Annotated in this window: 17 protein-coding genes and 1 pseudogene; 9 read left to right on the forward strand and 9 right to left on the reverse strand. The window is 57.7% G+C overall.

The window, feature by feature from the left end:
* Nucleotide 1: 1 nt before the first annotated feature.
* From M5B97_RS22975 to M5B97_RS22990, 4 genes are all read right to left on the reverse strand, one after another.
* Nucleotides 2-1861, reverse strand: a complete 1860-nt coding sequence (locus tag M5B97_RS22975) for a DUF3857 domain-containing transglutaminase family protein (RefSeq protein ID WP_248732783.1) — start codon at nucleotides 1859-1861, stop codon at nucleotides 2-4.
* A 156-nt stretch (nucleotides 1862-2017) separates the two neighbouring features.
* Nucleotides 2018-3121, reverse strand: coding sequence for a DNA alkylation repair protein (locus M5B97_RS22980; RefSeq protein WP_248732742.1), 1104 nt, complete (start codon nucleotides 3119-3121; stop codon nucleotides 2018-2020).
* A gap of 31 nt (nucleotides 3122-3152) precedes the next feature.
* A complete protein-coding gene (locus M5B97_RS22985) occupies nucleotides 3153-4499 on the reverse strand; it encodes a glutamine synthetase family protein (protein WP_248732743.1) in 1347 nt (448 codons plus the stop codon).
* An 11-nt stretch (nucleotides 4500-4510) separates the two neighbouring features.
* Nucleotides 4511-5068 (reverse strand): XRE family transcriptional regulator, encoded by a 558-nt coding sequence (locus tag M5B97_RS22990; RefSeq protein ID WP_123717726.1) that lies wholly within the window; start codon nucleotides 5066-5068, stop codon nucleotides 4511-4513.
* A 704-nt stretch (nucleotides 5069-5772) separates the two neighbouring features.
* Between M5B97_RS22990 and M5B97_RS22995 the strand changes: the two genes are divergently transcribed.
* From M5B97_RS22995 to M5B97_RS23005, 3 genes are all read left to right on the forward strand, one after another.
* Nucleotides 5773-6231, forward strand: a complete 459-nt coding sequence (locus tag M5B97_RS22995) for a transposase (RefSeq protein ID WP_248732744.1) — start codon at nucleotides 5773-5775, stop codon at nucleotides 6229-6231.
* 361 nt (nucleotides 6232-6592) lie between these two features.
* Nucleotides 6593-6901, forward strand: coding sequence for an RcnB family protein (locus M5B97_RS23000; RefSeq protein ID WP_123717713.1), 309 nt, complete (start codon nucleotides 6593-6595; stop codon nucleotides 6899-6901).
* A 76-nt stretch (nucleotides 6902-6977) separates the two neighbouring features.
* On the forward strand, nucleotides 6978-8171 hold the full coding sequence (locus tag M5B97_RS23005) for an MFS transporter (RefSeq protein ID WP_248732745.1): 1194 nt from the start codon (nucleotides 6978-6980) through the stop codon (nucleotides 8169-8171).
* Here the strand turns inward: M5B97_RS23005 and M5B97_RS23010 are convergent.
* The gene (locus M5B97_RS23010; RefSeq protein WP_123717711.1) at nucleotides 8134-8406 is read right to left on the reverse strand and encodes a DUF1652 domain-containing protein; all 273 of its coding nucleotides are present in this window, start codon (nucleotides 8404-8406) and stop codon (nucleotides 8134-8136) included. The genes M5B97_RS23005 and M5B97_RS23010 overlap by 38 nt on opposite strands.
* Nucleotides 8407-8509: 103 nt before the next feature.
* Complete coding sequence (locus tag M5B97_RS23015) at nucleotides 8510-10006, reverse strand: helix-turn-helix transcriptional regulator (protein ID WP_248732746.1); 1497 nt, start codon at nucleotides 10004-10006, stop codon at nucleotides 8510-8512.
* A 173-nt stretch (nucleotides 10007-10179) separates the two neighbouring features.
* Between M5B97_RS23015 and M5B97_RS23020 the strand changes: the two genes are divergently transcribed.
* The gene (locus M5B97_RS23020; protein ID WP_248732747.1) at nucleotides 10180-11148 is read left to right on the forward strand and encodes a hypothetical protein; all 969 of its coding nucleotides are present in this window, start codon (nucleotides 10180-10182) and stop codon (nucleotides 11146-11148) included.
* A 78-nt stretch (nucleotides 11149-11226) separates the two neighbouring features.
* Nucleotides 11227-11847 carry a hypothetical protein gene (locus M5B97_RS23025; RefSeq protein ID WP_123717708.1) on the forward strand — a complete coding sequence of 207 codons (621 nt, stop codon included), beginning with the start codon at nucleotides 11227-11229 and terminating at the stop codon, nucleotides 11845-11847.
* A 63-nt stretch (nucleotides 11848-11910) separates the two neighbouring features.
* Here the strand turns inward: M5B97_RS23025 and M5B97_RS23030 are convergent, their stop codons facing one another.
* The 3 genes and pseudogenes from M5B97_RS23030 to M5B97_RS23040 form a co-directional block, all read right to left on the reverse strand.
* On the reverse strand, nucleotides 11911-13077 hold the full coding sequence (locus M5B97_RS23030) for a hypothetical protein (protein WP_248732748.1): 1167 nt from the start codon (nucleotides 13075-13077) through the stop codon (nucleotides 11911-11913).
* Nucleotides 13078-13091: 14 nt separating this feature from the next.
* On the reverse strand, nucleotides 13092-13979 hold the full coding sequence (locus M5B97_RS23035) for a nitrilase family protein (protein WP_123717706.1): 888 nt from the start codon (nucleotides 13977-13979) through the stop codon (nucleotides 13092-13094).
* 121 nt (nucleotides 13980-14100) lie between these two features.
* A pseudogene (locus tag M5B97_RS23040) lies at nucleotides 14101-16045 on the reverse strand (FAD-dependent oxidoreductase).
* 254 nt (nucleotides 16046-16299) lie between these two features.
* On the opposite strand from M5B97_RS23040, the gene M5B97_RS23045 reads away from it, so the two are divergent.
* From M5B97_RS23045 to M5B97_RS23060, 4 genes are all read left to right on the forward strand, one after another.
* Complete coding sequence (locus tag M5B97_RS23045; RefSeq protein ID WP_060756432.1) at nucleotides 16300-16644, forward strand: FKBP-type peptidyl-prolyl cis-trans isomerase; 345 nt, start codon at nucleotides 16300-16302, stop codon at nucleotides 16642-16644.
* A 12-nt stretch (nucleotides 16645-16656) separates the two neighbouring features.
* Entirely contained in the window at nucleotides 16657-17256 is a 600-nt protein-coding gene (locus M5B97_RS23050; RefSeq protein WP_248732749.1) for a GNAT family N-acetyltransferase, read from the forward strand.
* A gap of 483 nt (nucleotides 17257-17739) precedes the next feature.
* Nucleotides 17740-18456 carry an MgtC/SapB family protein gene (locus M5B97_RS23055; RefSeq protein ID WP_134660701.1) on the forward strand — a complete coding sequence of 239 codons (717 nt, stop codon included), beginning with the start codon at nucleotides 17740-17742 and terminating at the stop codon, nucleotides 18454-18456.
* A 302-nt stretch (nucleotides 18457-18758) separates the two neighbouring features.
* Nucleotides 18759-19385, forward strand: coding sequence for a response regulator transcription factor (locus tag M5B97_RS23060; protein ID WP_134660702.1), 627 nt, complete (start codon nucleotides 18759-18761; stop codon nucleotides 19383-19385).

A 19385-nucleotide genomic window follows, 5' to 3' on the forward strand; every position in this document is an offset into this window, starting at 1 on the left:
TTTAGAGCTTGACCACCTGATGCACCTGCTCGGCACAGGACCGGGCGTCCTCAATCATCTTGCCAAACGCCTCACTGGCAACCTCGTCATGGGTCAGCCAGCGCTTTTTCTGACTCAGGCGATACTGATAGCGCAGTTCGCCGTCCTTGCGGGTTCCGCTCAGGTCCATGTCGTACCAGGGCGAGCGCACTTGGCATCCGGGAATGGCTTTTTCCATCTGCCCGCCCGTGAGGGTGATGGTGTAGTCATGGGTTTCGGGGTTGCCCAGGTCCAGGTCAGCCTGTTGTCCGTGGCGGCGGTAGTTGATGAAACCGTCCCAGCGGTCTTTCAAGGATGGGTCGGTGTAGACGTAATCGTTCGCCAGTTTTTCCAGGGCACGTTGGTCGTTCAAGGTGGCCTTGACGGTGTAGCCGTCGTGCACGACGAAGGCGGTGGGCTCGCGAGTGATGTGGCAGTCGCTGATCTCGTTGCCGAAGTTGGCGCAGATGTTCTGGTCGGTGGCGGTGGCGCCTTGCTGGCGGTCGGCGACGCTCAGTTGCATCAGCGGCAGGCGGCTGAAGGTGATGGTGGCCTGGGTCGCGCCGTTGCCCTGTTTGTCGAGATGGACTTTTTTATCCAGGAGCAGGGTGGTTTCGGGGCGTTCCAGTGGGATGTGCTCTTCGCGTACCTGGCCCTGGGCATCGTTGACCAGTACCCAGTGATCCTGGATGTCCGGCATGACCTGGCCGGGCGCGAACACCGGGTTGGTCGGGTCGAGCCACCAAACCTGGTCATTCACTTCGGCGCGGACAATGGCGTGGTTCGGTGCGAGGGTACCGGGGATCAACAACGATTCGGCCACATCGCCACGGCTGACCCAGGCCGTCTCGGCCTTGATGCCACTGGCTTTGAGCATGGCGGTCAGCAGAATCGCCAAGTCTTTGCAGTCGCCATAACCGTGCTGCTCGATTTCCTCCAGGTTGAACGGCACGTAGCCGCGCTCGGTGGCGCGCCAGTCGCCCAGGTAGCGGTAGTGGTCGTTGATGTGCTGCATCAGCGCGGCGACTTGCTCGGCCGGTGCCAGGCCACGTGCAGCGACCACGGCGGCGGCACTTTGTGCAGGCAGGCTGGCGTCGAGGATCTGGTTGTAGCGCTGGGCGAAATCGCCGAAGTAGGCCTGGCGATCCAGGGCACTGCCCACTTCCAGGCGCGGAATACGCAACAGTGCGGCGCTGGAGGATTCGTTGATGTAGTTGAGGTAGACCGGGGCTTTTTGCACCACGTCCAGGGTCTTGCCGTTGGCCGATGGCGTCACTTTAAAATCATCGAACAGTTCGCTGCGCCATTGGATCGGCCGCTCGGCGGTAAAGCGCGCCTTGAAGCGGTCGCGTCGCGCTGCGCTGGGGCCGAACTTGAGCGCGTAGTGAAACTGAGTCATCAGCGGTTTCGCCGGATGATGTTCACGCACGGTGTAGCGGATCTGGGTGCCGACGCGCAGGTTGGGAAAGGCCAGGGAGGTTTGCTTGTCGCGCTTGAAGCCCTGGTCCGGGTTGGGCGCGGTGCGTGTGTCGATCTGGGCGGCACCCAGTGCTACCGGCTTCGCACCGGGTTGGGTGGATTGCGCGCTGATCACTTCGAAGGTGTCGCCTTCGGAGTAGTCGAAATCGATGCGCGACAGCATTTCGCGGCCGTTGGGCTTGAGGATGGTGTAGTGGTAGGTGGTGGTGCAGTCGGTGCTGGCGTCGCGGTTGAAGTGGCAGTGCAGTTCGGTGCCGCTGGCCAGCGGGGCTTCGGCCATGGGTTGTAATGCGGCGTAAGTGGACTGGGCAACGAGCCCCAGACTGAGGGCAAGCAAGGGGCGGTGAAACGAAAAACGGTACAAACGGTACATTGGCGCCTCGGGTGACACATTGAAACAACTACCCGATGGGTAGTGAGAAGGCGCTGGATGATAATGGATCGCAACAACAAAAGCCAGGATTGTTCGACAATATATTCAGCTGAAAGGCCCGAGATAGAGCCTTTTGTGTGATTTATGTCAGGGTTTCAGCAGTTCGAATTCGGCGCTGGCGAGCTTCTCGCCATTGATCAGTACATGCACCGCGTGCTTGCCGGGGTAGTGCTTGCGTGTGGTCAGCTCACGGATATGTTGTTCGCGGTGCAGGCTGCGATGTTCGCCCGCGCCGAGGGTCATTGTCTTGAGCTTGAACACCTTGGCTGCGGCGCTGTGCCCGGCGCTCTTTACATAGTCGATGGCGTAGTCCACCACCAGTTTTTGCGCGGTGGCGGCGGTGGATTCCAGGCTGAAGGACAGGTTGATGCGTTCGCCCAGCCTGATCACCGCCGGCGTGACACTCAGGTGATGAATCTTTACCTCGGCCCTGGCGCCCGCACCCATGATCGCCAGTGCGCGGGTATTACCTTGTTTGATCAAGCCGCGCAGTGCGTGGCGGGCGATCCAGGCGGTGTGCGGGTTATCCAGGGACCAGCCTTCGAGCAGGCTGAGCACCCAGTCGGGATGGTCCTTGGTGATGTCGTTGAGGTGGTTCGCCACCGACTTGCGCACGTACAGGCTGCTGTCGGCCTTGAGGTTGTCGAGGATCGGCGCGCACAGCTCGGGGTCGGCTTGCACTGGCCCCAGGCGAAAGGACCAGGGCAGGCGAGGGCGCGAACCTTCGCTGGCCAGGCGGCGCACGTGTTCGTTGTCATCCAGCGACCAGGTTTGCATCACCGCCAGGGTGCGTTCGAAGTCGTCCAGCAGAAACCGGCGGATGCCGAATTCGGAAGAGCCAAAAGTCGTGAAGTATTTGAGCGCCGCCATGGAGCGCTTGAAGTCGTCGCGCCCGTAACTGGCCACGTAGTGCGGCAGGAACAGGCTGACGAACCCGCTGTTCAAGCGCGGGGCCAGCGCATACAGGCGCTTGAGGGTGTGCGGGTAATCCAGTGGGATGACCGCATGCAGGCTTTCGCTGACCCGCGCCATGCGCTGCATCACCGACAACTCGGCAAGCCCCGCGTTGGCATGTTCGAGGAAACCCTTGGCGTCGAAGGCCGGGTACACCGCCGTCATCTCGGTGGCGATGTGTTGCAGGCGTTCGAGGTTGAAGATTTCCTTGAGGGCCGGGGCGCTTTGGTCGGTCATCGGTGAGTCCATGCAGTGATAGGGGGGCGGTTTAGAGAAACCAGCGATATTCCCGTGCCGCGATCTCTTGCTGGAAGGCCAAGTGATCCTGACGCTTGTTTTCGCAATACACGTCGACAAATTCGCCACCCAGCTTATCGCGCACGACCGGTTGATGCTGCATGGCACGCACGGCGTCGAGCATTTCCAGGGGGAAATCGGTGCCGCTGGCGCGGTCTTCGTTCAGCGGCGCGATAGGTTCACGCTTGGCTTCAAGGCCATGTTCCAGACCGGCGAGGATAGCTGCCAGCACCAGATACGGGTTGGCATCGGCACTCGCCAGACGGTGCTCGATACGCAGGTTGCGCGGGTCGGACTCGGGGATGCGCACGCACGCGTCGCGGTCTTCGAAGCCCCAGCTGGCACGGGTCGCTGCGTTGACCGTGCCGCCGAGGCGGCGGAAGGCGTTGTGGTTGGGTGAGAAGATCGGCATGCAGTGCGGCAGCAATTCCAGGCAACCGGCCACGGCATGGCGTAGCGGCTGTTGCTGGTGCGCCGCCAGCAGGTTGTTGCCCGCCGCATCATAGAGGCTCACATGCACATGCATGCCACTGCCGGGGTATTGCAGGTACGGCTTGGCCATGAAGCTGGCGCGATAACCGTGCTTGAGTGCGACGCCACGGGTGCTGCGGCAGAACAGGGCAGCCCAGTCGGCGGCGCGCAGGCCGTCGTCCATATGGCCGAAGTTGATCTCGAACTGGCCGGGGCCGAGCTCGGCGGTGATCACCGTGATGTCGATGCCTTGGTCCTTCGCGGTGTGTGCCATGTCGTCCAGCACGTCGCTGAAGCGCGACAGGCGCTCGATATGCAGGTTGGGCTGGTCATCGAGGTCGTCGCTCAGCGGGTCGCGGGCAAATTGCGGCAGGCCGTTGTCGAGCTTCTTGTCGAACAGGTAGAACTCCAGTTCGAACGCCACCACCGGGTGGATACCCTTGTGTTGCAGGCGTTCCAGTACCTTGGCCAGGACCTCACGGGGTTCGAATTCGATGGGGGCTTCGGTGCCGTCCGAGGTGATCAGCATCTGCCCCAATGGCTGTTTTTCCCAAGTGACGGGTTTGAGTGTGCCCGGCACCAGGCGGCGGTTGGCATCCGGGTCGCCGTCGTTGAAGCAGTAATCGCCGATCTTGTACAACCCACCCTGAACCCCGAGCAGCACGGCGTTTTGCGGCAGCTTCAAGGGGCCGCCGGCGGCAACCTTTTCCAACATCTCGACCGGGTAGCGCTTGCCGTAGAAATGCCCGGGAATGTCCAGGGCGATCAGGTCGACATAACGTACGTCGGGGTGGTTCTGGCGGAAGGTCCGTACTTCGGCCAGCAACGTCGAGGAATGGCTTTTCACGGGTGCAGCTCCTAGTTGTAAACCCACAGTACGCGGGCGGGCAGGTCGGTCAGGTTGGCGTAGCGACAGTGGGCGAAGCTGGCCAGGTGGAAGCTGTCACCGACGCCAAGGGTGACCGGCTCGGCCTCGTCCTCCACCCACAGCGTCAGCTCACCCTCCAGCACAAAACCGGCCTGCTCGGCGCGGTCGCTCATGCTTTGTTCGCCGCTGTTGGCGCCGGGTGCCAACAGGCTGTCGAGCATCGAGAAGGCGCCATTCATGCTGGGCGAAACCAGGATGTCGGTGATGCCGTTGGCGTAATACACCGTGCGCCGCTCGTTGGGGCGAGTGACCCAATCCACCGCCTTGGGTTTGGGCAGGCTGTAGAAGTAGGTGGTGGGCACGTCGAGTGCGTGGCTGATGGCGGTCAAGTCCGCCACAGTCGGTCGCGACAAGCCACGTTCGACCTGGGACAGGAAACCCACCGAGCGCTCGATTTTCTGCGCCAGTTGGGCGAGGGTGAGTTTCTTGTGCTTGCGCAGGTCGTGGATGAGGACGGCCAGGGTGGCAAGTTCTTCTTGTTGGTTCATGAAATTTATGTCGAATAATTTCATGAAAAATTACAGGATTTATTTCATGTGAGCAACGGGGATGGCTGATTTCGTTGAGTTTGGTGTCAGCGGCAATGTACGGAGTAGTGGGACGCCGCTTGGTTATGAGAGCAAACCTTTGTGGCGAGGGAGCTTGCTCCCGTCGGGCAGCGAAGCTGCCCAGGTCCATTTATTGAGTTCATTCAGACAGTTTGAATTCGGGCTTTTTGGGGCTGCTGCGCAGCCCAGCGGGAGCAAGCTCCCTCGCCACGCAGTTACTGGCGGATGATTTTGTTGAGTTTGGTGCCAGTGGCAATGTACGGGGTAGTGGGACGCCGTTTGGTTATGAGAGCAAACCTTTGTGGCGAGGGAGCTTGCTCCCGCCGGGCAGCGAAGCTGCCCAGGTCCATTTATTGGGTTCGTCCAGGCGGTTGAATTCGGGCTTTTTGGGGCTGCTGCGCAGCCCAGCGGGAGCAAACTCCCCTGTGGCGAGGGAGCTTGCTCCCGTTGGGCAGCGAAGCTGCCCTGGTCCATTTATTGAGTTCATTCAGACGGTTTGAATTCGGGTTTTTTGGGCTGCTGTGCAGCCCAGCGGGAGCAAGCTCCCTCGCCACAGGGGAAATATTGGGAAACTGTATTCGGCAGGGTGAGGCCGGGTGCCGGCTAGGTTGAATGGGGTATCCATTTAACCCAGGAGCATAGGATTGCTTAAAAAACCTAATTCTCATCTGTTACGGCGTGGTCGTTATTCAGAGTCTGGTCGTGCCTATTTGGTCACCTCCGTGGTTCATCAACGCCGCCCAGTATTTACCGATCTTCGCTTGGGACGATTACTGGTTGCCGAATTTAAGCAAGCTCATGACCTCAATCTCGTTGATTCACTGGCTTGGGTCATCATGCCGGACCATTTTCATTGGCTATTTGAACTGAGGGAGGCCACGTTGCCCGAGGTGATGCAACGTGTGAAGTCGAGAAGCACATTAACCATTAATCGTGCTTGTCATACACGAGGTGCTTTCTGGCAGAGTGGATACCATGATCGTGCGGTCCGTGCAGAAGAAGATCTTATTCGAATTGCTCGCTATGTCATTGCCAATCCCCTGCGGGCCGGCTTGGTCCAGCAGATAGGCGACTACCCCCTTTGGGACGCCGCCTGGTTATAAAAGCAACCCTCTGTGGCGAGGGAGCTTGCTCCCGCCGGGCAGCGGAGCTGCCCAGGTCGATTTATTGGGTTCGTTCAGACGGTTTGAATTCGGGCTTTTTGGGGCTGCTGCGCAGCCCAGCGGGAGCAAGCTCCCTCGCCACGCAGTTACTGGCGGATGATTTCGTTGAGTTAGGTGCTAGCGGCAATGTATGGGGTAGTGGGACGCCGTTTGGTTATGAGAGCAACCCTCTGTGGCGAGGGAGCTTGCTCCCGCCGGGCAGCGAAGCTGCCCAGGTCCCTTCATCGCGAATTCTGGGTTGAATGTTCACATCGGCCGGCGGTCGTAACCTGGGTATGCATCATTCATTGAAGGAGTACCTATGAATTCCAAAGCCCTCGTTGCCTGCCTGCTGCTCACTGCCGGCCTGTCCACCGCCAGCTTCGTCGTGCAAGCCGGTGATACTCCGCAGGAAACCGTACAACCTTCAAACATCAACGCTCGCGATTTGAAGGAGGGCGACCGTGCCCCGGACATGCTGATGCGCAAGGAGTCGGCGGTCAGCAATTGGAAAAAGCACGGCCTCAAGCAACCTGAAGCCGACAGCCAGTGGGCGCGGGTAGGCGATAAATTCGTGCTGCTCAAGACTACCAACGGCACCATTCTTGAAATCACGCCCGTTAAAAAATGACCTCTCGTTAAGCGCCGCTCTTGAGTTAAGGTAACCGACCGAAAGGGTCGCGTTACCTTCAAAGAAAGAGAGCAGGATGCTTGCCACAATAAGAACCTACCCCCGCACCGTTAACCTGTTGCTGTCCGCCACGTTGATGCTGACCTTGGCCAAGGCGATCACCTTTCCGTACCTGGTCATTTACCTCACCAGCCGCTTTGGCCTCAATATTACCGAGGTGGGCCTGGTGATCGGCAGTTCGCTGATTGTCGGCTCGCTGCTCAGTGTTTACGGCGGCTTTCTCGTCGACCGTATCAACAGTTATCGCCTGCTGCTCGGCTTGAGCATGGTGTTTGTCGTGGGCTTTATCGGCACGGTGCTCGCGGGGAATATCTGGGCGTTCTACAGTTGCCTGATCCTGATCAACCTGGCCTACGCCGTCATCGATATTGCGGTGAAAGCCGGCTTCGCCAGCCTGTTGCCCGAAGACGCGCGCAGCGAAGTGTTTTCCATCAAATACACCCTGACCAATATCGGTTACGCGGTCGGGCCGGCGTTTGGGGCGATGGTTGCCAATCTGGATATCAGCCTGCCGTTTATGCTGTCGGCGCTGTTGGGGGTGGGTTTTTTCCTGCTGTACTGGCGCTGGGGCGATCGCACGCTGACCACCATCGATGCCACGCAAAAACCGGTGTCGTTCATCGCGGTAGGCCGTGTCCTGCTGCGCGACCATCGCCTGGTGTGCTTCACCCTCGGCGGCGTGCTCAGTGCCGTGGTGTTCGGCCAGTTCACCGCGTGGCTTTCGCAGTACCTGGTGACAACCACGACGGCGCAATACACCTACACCGTGATCAGCGCGGTACTCACCACCAATGCCGTGGGGGTGATCGCCTTGCAGTACGTGATTGGCCGGCGTATCTCGCACCGCTACCTGAGCCAGTGGCTGGTCGCGGGCCTGGGTATGTTCATGTTGGGCTTGATTGGCTTTGCGCTGTCCACCAGCGTGTTGTGGTGGGTACTGGCAATGGCGGTGTTCACCGTGGGGGAAATCATCGTGTTCCCGGCCGAGTACATGTTTATCGACCGGATCGCCCCGGACCACTTGCGGGGCATGTATTACGGGGCGCAGAACCTGTCCAACCTGGGCGCTGCTCTGGGGCCGGTGTTGTGCGGGATGGTGTTGGCCAGCCTGCCGGCCCACACCATGTTCTACATGCTGGGGGCGTTTATCGTGGGTGGCGGCGTGTTCTATTTCATTGGGGCGTCGCTGAAGGCAAATCATCCAGCGTAAGCTTGCCCACATTGTTGCATTCCAGTTCGTAGCGCAGCTCTTCGACCATCTTTGCGACTTCTTGCGCGGTCTGCAGTCGGTTGGTGCTGATCCCGGTGACCACCAGATCGACCCGACCCGTTTCGGCATCGAAGACCTTGAGGGTCAGGGACGCGTCCCGGCACAGGGTGAATTCACAGGTCAGCGGCGACAGGCCTTCTTCGATGCAGTTTCGCAGTTGAGAGAGACTAAACATGCTGGTTCCTTCAAGACATTAGTACGATGCCTTAAAGGTTATGGCTTAGCCTGGGCCGCAATAAGGTGAGTTCGCACTAGTTGCACTAGTGCATTTGCACTTTTTATGACCTGTTTGCCACGCGCAATTCACCGGCAAACAGCCCGCGTTCACGGGCCCAGACAATCGCCGCACTGCGGCTGTGCACCCCCAGTTTGGAGTACACGGTGGCCACATGGTTACGCACGGTATTAGGCGCCAGCTTCAAGCGTGATGCGATCTCCTTGTCGGCCAGCCCCTCACAAATCAACCCCAGCACATCGCGCTCACGGGCGGTGAGATCAGTAAACGCCACGGTCGGTGAATTGGGGCTCTTCACGCTCTTGGCGTTGGCCAGTTTCTCGATCAGGGTCTGGCTGAACCAGGAGGCGTCCTGCATCACTTCTTCAATCGCCGCCACGAGTTCAAGCTCCGTGCGTTTACGTTCGGTGATGTTCATCAGCACCAATAGGTAGCAGGGCACGTCTTGAATGATCACGGTGTCGGCGGAGACCACACAGTCGATCAATTCATTGCCCTTCTTGCGCACCTTGATGTCCTGGCCTTCCAACTGGCCGGCTTTTTCCAGACAGGCAAACAGGTGTTCGGCCGCTTGGGGACTGTCGATAAAGTCGATTTCCTCGATGGCTTTGCCAATCAATTCCTCGCTGGTATAGCCGGTGATGTTCATGAAGGCTTCATTGACATCCACTACCTGGCGGTTATCGGCGCTGCACATCAGGGTTGGCACCGGCGTCAGTCGGAACGACTTGGCGAAGCGCTCTTCACTCTGGCGCAAGGCAATCTCCGCCTTGCGCCGTGGCTCCAGGTCCATGAAGGAGAAGAGCATGCAGTCTTCTTCGTTCATGTCCAACGGCTGACCGGCGACGATCACCAGCTTGCTGCCGCCTTTGGGCAGCTTCAGTTCGGCCTGCATCTGCGGGATGGTTGCGCCTTCGCCCAGACGCTGAATGGCCAGATCCTTACGCTCGGCCTGCTCCAGCACATCCAGCTCATACACGGATTTGCCGATGACCTGCTCGCGGTTATAGCCGGTCATCTCCAGAAAACCCTGATTGACCTTGATGTAGCGCAGGTCACTCAAGCGGCAGATCACCGCGGGTGCCGGGTTTGCATTGAAGGTTTTTTCGAAGCGCTGCTCGGCGCTGGCCCATTCGGTGGCGTTGCTGAGGATCAGCACCAGCAATTCGGGGTTACCCGATGCATCGTTGAGTACCAGGCTGCGCAGGCGGTGCACCCAACTGCGCTCCTCGTCGGCGGCAGGCATGACTTCCACGATGACATCGCTGAACTCTTCGCCTTCGGCCACACGGGCGAGGGGGTAGCTGTCCAGTTGCAGCGGATGGTTATTGCGATAGCGCAAGGCAAAGCGCTTGGCGTATTCCTCGGTGTTCGCCCCCAGGTCCTTGACCTCGCTGACACCGTGCATGTTCAGTGCGGCTTCGTTGGCCCAAAGAATGGTCTGGTCAACCTCGGCGAGAATCACGCCGTCGGAAAGCCCGGAAATGATCTGCTGCAGTTGGCGGCGGTTGGTTTCTTTGGCGAGAACGTCCTGGGTCATGATTTCTCCTGGGTTTGAGCGCATGGAAGTACGACATCCGGGCTTCAGAATAGTGCAGAACAATTTCCCGGGCTGGGGTGCGAATGCACCAGGTTTACTGGTGCATTTGAACGGGGAATTCTGGCAGTGCGCTCGCCAGACTGAAACGGTCAATCACTGTCAAAGGATCGAACATGACCACTGTCTATGAAACCAATCGTTCTGCGTTTCGGGTGTCCTGGAGCGCTGTCCTGGCCGGTAGCGCGATTGCGCTGGTGACTTACCTGGTGCTCAGTGTGTTGGGCACCGCCATTGGCGCAAGTGCGGTCGACCCGATGGAGGCGGGTAACCCGTTGCGTGGTTTTGGTACGGGCGCCGGTATCTGGTTGTTTGTCTCCACACTGCTGGCAATCGCCGTTGGTGCGTTCGTCGCGGGGCGTACCGCACCGGATCGCGGCGGCCTTCATGGCGTGCTCACCTGGACGCTGACCACCTTGTTTACCACCTGGTTGTTGGCGGCACTGGCTTCCAGCGTCGTTGGCACGGCGGGCAATGTGGTGGGCAAGGGCCTCTCCGCTGCCGGCAGTGGCATTGCCGCTGTGGCGCCGGGTATCAGCGATAGCGTCAAGCAGCAATTGGACGAGCAGGGCATCCGCCTGGATTGGAACAGCCTGCAAGGTCAGCTCGACACCTTGCTCAAGCAAAGCGGCAAGCCTGAACTGGACCCTGCCCGCATTGAGCAGAAAGCTGATCAGGCTACGCAGGATGGCAAACAATCGGCGACGGCCGCCGCGACTGACCCTGCCCAGGCACCGGACGCCTTGAAACAGTGGTTCGATCGGGTCAAAGCCTCCGGCGAGCCCGCTTTGAATGCCGCGGATAAAGACGCCCTGATCAACATCGTCGCGGCCCGCACCGGCAAGAGCAAGGCTGAGGCGACCCAGATCGTCGACAACTATGCCCAGGCGTACCAGCAAGCCGTGCAAAAGGTCGATGAGCTGAAACAACAGGCTGAGCAACAGGCCCGTGAAGCCGCTGAAGTGGCGGCCAAGCAAGTGTCCCGCGCGGCGTGGAGCACCCTGGCGATGCTGTTGCTGGGCGCGGCCTTGAGCTTCTTTGTGGGACGTATGGCACTGACTACGCGTCGAGTACCTTTGGCTTAAAGCGGTTTGCGGCAAGGACGCCGCTTCGCTGAGCGCGTAAAATGCCGGCTTTTTACGCGTATCACGCAAAGGTGCCCCTTGAGCGCAGGCAAAGCCGTCGGACTGTTGTTACTCACCTCAATGCTGGCGGCTTGCGGCACCTCGCCGCCACGCACACCCAATGATATCTGCGGTATCTTCCGCGAAAAGGACGACTGGTACGACGCCGCCAAAGTCACGCAAAAGCGCTGGGGCGTGCCCATCCAGGTGCCGTTCGCGATCATGTATCAGGAGTCCGGCTTTCGACAGAACGCCTTGACCCCGCGTAAATATCTGCTGTGGATCATCCCCTGGGGCCGCGTCTCCACTGCCGCCGGCTACGCCCAGGCCAAAGATGAGGTGTGGAACGATTACCGCAAAAGCACCGGCCGCAGCGGTGCGAGTCGCCAGGACTTCGACGATGCCATCGACTTTGTCGGCTGGTACATGGACAAGACCTACACCATCAACGGCGTGTACAAATACGACGCTTACGGCCAATACCTGAACTACCACGAAGGATGGGGCGGCTACCGCCAACGCACCTACGCCGCCAAACCCTGGCTGCCGCCGGTGGCCAGCAAAGTGCAGGCGCGTTCGCAGATGTACGCGGCGCAATATGCCGGGTGCAAGGATGATTTGGGGCGGGGGTTCTGGAGTCGGTTCTGGCGGTGGTTGTAAGGTCGAACGGTTTGACTGCCCCCACGCTGTCTCAACAGCACAGCGTGGGCACAGTGCTCAGGCTCAGGCCACCCAGCCCACGAGTGGCACCACCATAAGTGTGCTGAGCGCCATCGCTATTACATTGCCGATATAGGGATGAAAGTGCGCAGGCAGTCGCCCGGCAATTGCACAGGCCAGTGGCGGTGCAATCAGTGCGCCCAGTAATGCGCTTGAACCTATCACCGTCCAATTGCCTCCGTGTGTGAGCACCGCCGCAGGCACCACCGATACCAACGGAACGTAAGTTGGGTACCAGCCCCGCTTGATCCACTGTTGCCGCCAGATCACTACACCCAGCGCCGATGTCAGGGCCTGTGCGACGATTATATGCAAAAGCAGGCCCGACCCATAAGCCGGACTGAGCGGGTTCAGGGCGTATGCGAGTAATACGCCGGCCAATAGTCCAAGGCTGGCCAGTTCATTTCCGAAAAAGGGCGCTTCAGAAAAGTCCGCCAACACTCGACGCAGGCTCCACACCATGCCGTAGGTGGGCGTCCTGGCAGGCATGGGCCTGATGGGCGCGACGTAGTCCGAGCGCACCAGTGAAGGCATGCGATGGCACAGTACGAACGCTATGACACTCCCTATGGCCATGCCCAGCACGTTGCCGATCACCACCGGCAAGCCCAGTGGCACGCATACGAGGTTCACGATCAAAATACACAGCGGCGTAACCAGCAGAGCCCCTGTTAACGCACCCGTGAGCGTGACCTTCCAGCCGCCACCGAACATCAGCACCATGGCCGCCGGCAATGAGACGAATGCTGCAAACGTCGGTTGCCATGTCTGGGAGTTGACGCTCCAACCCCACAACAAGTTGCTCAGCAACAGCCCCAGCAATGAGCTGGTGACCAGCCAAGGCCACAGCCCGGTACCATAAGAAATTGAAAAGCCTTGCCAGGTTTTCCCGCGTTTGCTTGCCCACCAGGCCAGGTAGGCACCGCTCAGCAAACCGAGCGAAGCAAGCTCGTGCTTGTAGAAGGCAACTTCACTGATATCCCCCAGTATCCAGCGCAGCCAGGCAGCGGGGTGGGGCAGGCTGTCGGTCATGTCGGCATAGCCTGGCCAGGAACCTTGATGACTCAGTGTTACCCAGAGCACCAGTGACGCACTTAACACACCCAGGATAAAGACCGTAGTTTCTGCTCTCGATCGGATGAGTGTTGCCTTGGTAAATAACGTTCCCATGAATTGCCCTCCGATCAGCGTGGCAGGGCAGGGTGTTGGGAATACCCGAGTATTTGATCGTAGAGATCCGTGCGTCGGTCGCGTTGCAGGTCATTGAGGTTGTTCCAGATGGGCGCACTGCGGGCGCTGGTGATATCGATATCTGCGAACAGGATTTCCTGGCGATTGGGCGAAGCTACAGCACCGATGGGCCAGCCATTGGTTCCGGCAATCAGCGAGCAACCGAGATAACGCGCGTCGCGCTCTTCACCAATACGGCTGGCAGCTGCGATAAATACGTTGTTCACATGGGCCGCGGTCATCGTCAGGTACGATGCCATGCACTTGCCGGCGTCATCGAATAGCGGGGGTGGCGTCCAGACCCAATTATTCAGACTGCAAATGATATCGGCGCCTTGTTGGCTGAGAATGCGCGGTACTTCTGGAAACCAGATGTCCCAGCAGATCAGTAAACCGATGCGGCCAATGGGCGTTTCAAACACTGGAAAACCCGTATCTCCTGGGGAGAACCAGAGTTTTTCCAGGTTCCACAAATGAGCTTTGCGATATTTACCGATGAAGCCATCGGGACCTAACAGAACCGCTGTATTGAACAACCGCGCAGCGTCGATTTCGCTCAAGCCCGCAACCAGATACACCTGATGCCTGCAGGCAAAATCAATCCACGCCCGAACACTGACGCCGTCCGGCACCGTCTCGGCATGATCAAAGGCATCCTGGCGACTGCGAAAGAAGTATCCACAATTGGAAAGCTCCGGCAGCACGATCAGGTTGGCGCCACCGTTCACCGCTTCGGTTGCCAGTGCAAGGCTTTGCTGCAGGTTGGTGGCTCGGTTGTCGATACCGACTTGAGGGTCAAACTGGATGACCGCTACGCGGGCGGGGCTGGTGGGTTCGCTCATGAAGATGGCCTCTTATTGTTATACAACCAGGAAGTGGTTGGATGTTTATAAGAAGCGGCAATTTGTTTAAATGAAAGTCAGACGGTTCCTGTTAAGCGGTAGTCTATTTCTCTTGTGCTATTTAAGTTTTATACTCTGGATAGTCTTGAATGCTAAATCCCCCATTAAAGCGTGCTTGGGTTTTATTGCAGATGTGGATAACCGTATCCAGCGCGCCTCTGAAGCAGGGCTCAGTCCAGCCGGCATCGACAGAGAATGATTCGCCGCAAAGATAAAGTCCCGAGGCGTAAGAGAAGTCTCTGTTGTATTTCATTAAACTCACCGCCTCGTAATAGGTTCCCGCGCGATAAAGCTTTGCACAACCCAGTGAGTTCTTATCATTCATCCAGCGCTGGACGATCGCTTGTTCACGGCCTATATAAGGAGATATTTTTTGTTTTATGTTGCTTGATTTTAAAAGAATCCTATCAAGTTCCTCTATGCATTTGTCTACGAGTTCTTCATCGCTGAATATTGAAAGTTTTGTAGCATCATCTTCCCATGTGTAGCTGAGCAGTATGCAGTCGTAGGTGTTGCTTTCATTGTAGCGATAAGTGTAAATGTCGTGGACTAAGCTGTCGGTCACGATAGTTTGTGGAATGGTTTTGTTATGTGACAGAAAGGACTTTTTAAGAGGGGCGTACACTTTGCAGCTGGTTTCCCAGTGAGCTGTTTTATAGGCCGCGACTATCTCGAATGGGAGCATTTTCTGATCAAAGTTTTCGAGAAGGATTTGTGTCTCTATCAGCCAGGAAGGAAGCGTCATGACGACAGAGTCAGCATCGATAAATTTCCTCTTTACTATCTCTGGCTGTGTGGTGTTCCAATCATAATAAACTCGTGTTTTACCATTTTTAAGTTTTTTTTATTTTTGTCACTGAACTATTGGTAAGCAAACCGGATGGGCTTTTTATTAAGTGTTCATACAAAGACTCATGGGTGTCGTCTGATTTTATGAATAAGAGAGATTCTGCGAGCGCACCTAACCCAACGTACTTGGGTGTGTTGAAGTGAAGCCCGCCAGAGTCAACGATTTCCGTCGCATTCAGATAGGGCGAGGCTATTGGTGTTCCATCCGCATTTACACGTCCGTGGATCAATTGCAAATGACTACTGAATCCAAATATCGCGGTGCGTATGGGGTAAATTGAGCAAACGTCATAGAAAGCTCCCCAACTGCCATCACCAATCCCAATAGAATAGAAAACCGCTGACTCCTGAGCAGTCATGCCCATTCCGCCAAAATTGCCTGGTTCACTGGGGCTCCATCTGTCAATAGCTGGCATTTTCACTAAGTCGCGAAATGAAACACTTTCGTACTTTTTGACAATGGAGGCCCACATGTCTTCCCAACGTTCGGAACCATAATGCTCCGAAACGTGTAGCGTCATGCGCTCAGCAAATATTTTCCATTTTGCGAATACAGCCCCTAACATTTCACCAGGTGGCGCGGTCTTTCCGTCAGTGTTTTTCCATATGAGCATGGTGGGCTCGTTGTTACCTTCTATGCTGCCTTCTCGTAGGTATATACCAGTTGATCGAACGGCAGGACTGCCCGGATTGGGAAAGTCTGAATGAACTAATTCAAATGCGTCAGCGTAATAGGCCATGAGTGAGCGGCCTTCTTTAGGGGACTCATCTGACATATTGAAAAATGGCATTCTCATCGCGCCCATTTCAAAAGGGGGGCGACCGACTGTGTTGGTATTGTTGCTCCCAAGTGCTGTGAGGTGTCTGCCGCCAATGCGCTTGGATTTTTCAATTAACGTAATATTTGTGAAGCCGCACCTATGCAGTTCCCGTGCGGTTGTTAAACCTGTAATGCCTGCTCCAATAATGCAGATTTTATGACCGGTTTGAGTGGCTTGGGCAATGCCATTCTCTTGCTCTACCAATGCACGATAGTCAAAGCACAAATCTGGTGGGTTAGGGAATCTGGCTTTCCATTTATGATTGGAAGAGCGCTTCTTTCGATGATGTTCCCGGGCCACGTCCGCAGGGTAGTTGAAGTTTGAGCCTATTGTCATGGTGATAATCCCTGATCCGATATGATTGTCTGTCCATAGGTTGTATGTAGCCACTGGTGCCTGAGAATAAGCAGGAAGTGATTTTTGGCTGGGGAATATCGTGTTCTTTCGTAGGGCAATCGCAAACCGTTAAGGTGGCCCAGCACTTCCTCGAGGCTCCCGTATCCCGCTCGGTGAGCTGGCCGCGCCCACACTTGCCAAACCCCATCAATTCTGGGAAAACCCCCAACCTTTGCGCCTACAACGAGAACGCCATGAGCACTGATGAACTTCAGATCACCGACATCCGCCCCGGCACCGGCAAGGCCGTCGTCAAGGGCGCGTTGATCACTACCCAGTACACCGGCACCCTGGAAGATGGCACGGTGTTCGATTCGTCGTGGGAGCGGGGCAAACCGTTCCAGTGTGTGATCGGCACCGGTCGAGTGATCAAGGGCTGGGACCAAGGGCTGATGGGCATGCAAGTGGGAGGCGTGCGTACGTTGTTCGTGCCGGCGCACCTGGCATATGGCGAGCGTTCAATCGGCGCGCATATCAAGCCCAACAGCAATCTGCGCTTTGAAATTGAATTGCTGGAAGTGCTGACGCGGGATGATTGAAAGAGAGTGGACATGGACGTAGATGCTCAGGTGATACCGGACTGCTCCATCGAGGGCGTTCGTGTGGTTGAGTTGGGCGGTCGCGATGAAGCCGAGTTGCAACGGTTTTTTGAGCGGGCGCCGGATTACTTCATCGCCGTGAATGGCGAGCCGGCGACGCCGACTGAGGCGCATGACGAGTTGCAGGGCGGCCTGCCCGCAGGCTGGACCTGCAGCCGGATGTACTGGCTGGGTTATCGCGATGTTGATGACCAACTTGTTGCGGTGGTGAATATTGCCGCGGATGTGCTGGCAGTCGGTGTATGGCATATCGGGTTGTTGTTGGTCGATAAGCGCCTGCATGGCACCGGCCTCGCTTACCAGTTACATGAGGACCTTGAAGCGTGGGCGGTAGAGCGCGGTGCCCGATGGCTGCGGCTGACGGTCGTCATCGGCAATATCAAGGCCGAGCGTTTCTGGCCCCGGCTGGGCTATAGGCAGGTGCGTATCCGTGACGGGGTCACGATGGGGCAGCGCGTGAACCGCGTGTCGATACAGATCAAGGCGCTGGCCGATGGGCAGGTTGATGATTACCTGGCTGTGGTCGCCAGGGATCGACCGGGTACCCCCTGAAATTGACCTGTCTGAACTTACCCTGAAGAATTGTCTCATTCCTCATGTAGATACTTTCCTACGGTTTACTCCCCCGTAAACGGGGCGTAAGCTTCGCGCGTTTTCATCAATAGCGGAGACCCTCAGTGGGTACTTGTTCGAGTGACAGTTGTCGGCCGGTTTCGGTAACCGGTACATACTTGGCAAGGTAACGCGCATGCTTTCAATGCCGTTGTCTCGCCTCAGATAGCGAGAAGCGGCATCCCGGCAGCGGCCAGTCCTGGCCCTGCCCGATCCCTCTCATAGACGCTGATCAGCACCTGGCTCACCCCGGGATGCCACGCCTGCGCCCGTTTTTTACGGTGGGCGCCCGGTGCTGCTCGATCCTTGACATCACCCTGTTCCACGCCTGTGGTATGTGGTTGATGCCAACACGCCGTACCCCGGTGCTGAAGGGTTTCCACATCCGTAAATTTGGCGGGTAATGAGCAGGGAAGAATCCTTATGCAAGCAATCAATAACATCAACCTCAACTCCCTCGTCGACACCGTGGTCAGCCTCACCGCGGCGTTTATCCTCGGCGGCCTGATTGGTTTCGAAAGGCAGTACCGTCAGCGTACGGCGGGTCTGCGGACCAACGTGTTGGTCGCCGTGGGGGCGGCGATTTTTGTCGACATGGCCAACCGTCTCGGTGGTGCGGAAGGCGCGGTGCGCGTGGTGGCGTATGTGGTGTCGGGCATCGGCTTTCTGGGTGCAGGTGTGATCATGCGTGAAGAGGGCAATGTGCGCGGGCTCAACACCGCCGCGACCCTCTGGGCCTCGGCGGCGGTAGGTGCCTGTGCCGGTGCCGACCTGATCCTCGAAGCGCTGCTGGGCACGCTGTTTGTGCTGGCGGCCAACACGCTGTTGCGGCCGATCGTCAATAACATCAACCGCCAGCCGCTGGATGTGGTGTCGGCGGAGGTCACCAATATCCTCTATGTCATTGCGCGGCGTAGCCAGCAACAAGCCGTGATGGTGTTGCTGGAAGCCGAGTTGGCGCGGTGCAACTACCCGGCCAGTGACGTCGACGTGCGGCCGTTCGGCAGCGAGGAAGTGGAAATCGAGGCCACCCTGGCCGCAACGTCGGTCGATGGTGATGAGCTGGATGCGCTGGTGGCGCGTATTTCCATGTCGACTCTGGTGGTGCAAGCCTTCTGGAGTCCGAGTACCACCGACTGATTCCCCTATGGAAAACCCGCTTAATCCATGGATGGGGTCGGCTTTGTGAGGATAAGTCCTACACTCACTCAGGATTACTCCTTCAATTTGAGCATCATTACGTTGTTAAGGTTGCGCACTTACGACTGGTGGGCCCTTCGGCCCGGCTTCACAGGCTCGTGGTGTTTTCAATCGAAGGGGCCCGGCAGCGCTTGGTGATCGCCTTGGGTGTGCTCAGTGCCGTTCGTCGGCACTGTCATTTCTCACAGGTATCGAGGTCCCGCGTAATGTGAAAGGGTGCAGTGTTCGCTTAGGGGAGTTTTATGATCAAGGCGTTAATTGTGGATGACCATCCGTTTATCCGTGAGACGGTCAAGCATCTGCTGAAGCTGGAAGGTTTCGGTGAGATCTACGAAGCGGGTAATGGTGCCGATGCCATGCAAATGGCGCGGGAGAAGTGCCCTGACCTGATCATCCTGGACTTGGCGATGCCCAAGCTGGGCGGGCTGGAAGTGATCAGCCGGATCAAGGCGCTGGGCTTGCCGTGCAAAATCCTGGTGCTCACGTCCTACCTGGCAGTGTTTTTTTCTACCCGCTGCATGCGTGCCGGGGCGATGGGTTTTGTTGCCAAGACCGGTGAGTTGGACGAGCTGCAGAAGGCGATCAAGGCGATCATGTCCGGCTACAGCTGCTTCCCGAGCATTGCAACCAGTTCGGTGCGCCGCGACGACTTGCAAGTCACGGAAGCGGCAATGGTGGATGCGCTTTCGGATCGCGAGTTGACGGTGCTGCAAAAACTCGCCCTGGGCCTGTGCAACAAGACAATCGCCGAAGACATGCTGCTGAGCCACAAGACCATCAGTACCTACAAGACCCGGCTCAAGGAAAAGTTGCGTATGTCATCGGTGGTGCACCTTTCCAAGTTTGCCCAGCGCAATCATCTGATCTGA

Source organism: Pseudomonas sp. MWU13-2517, from assembly GCF_023242545.1.
In the GTDB taxonomy this organism is placed as follows: Bacteria; Pseudomonadota; Gammaproteobacteria; order Pseudomonadales; family Pseudomonadaceae; genus Aquipseudomonas.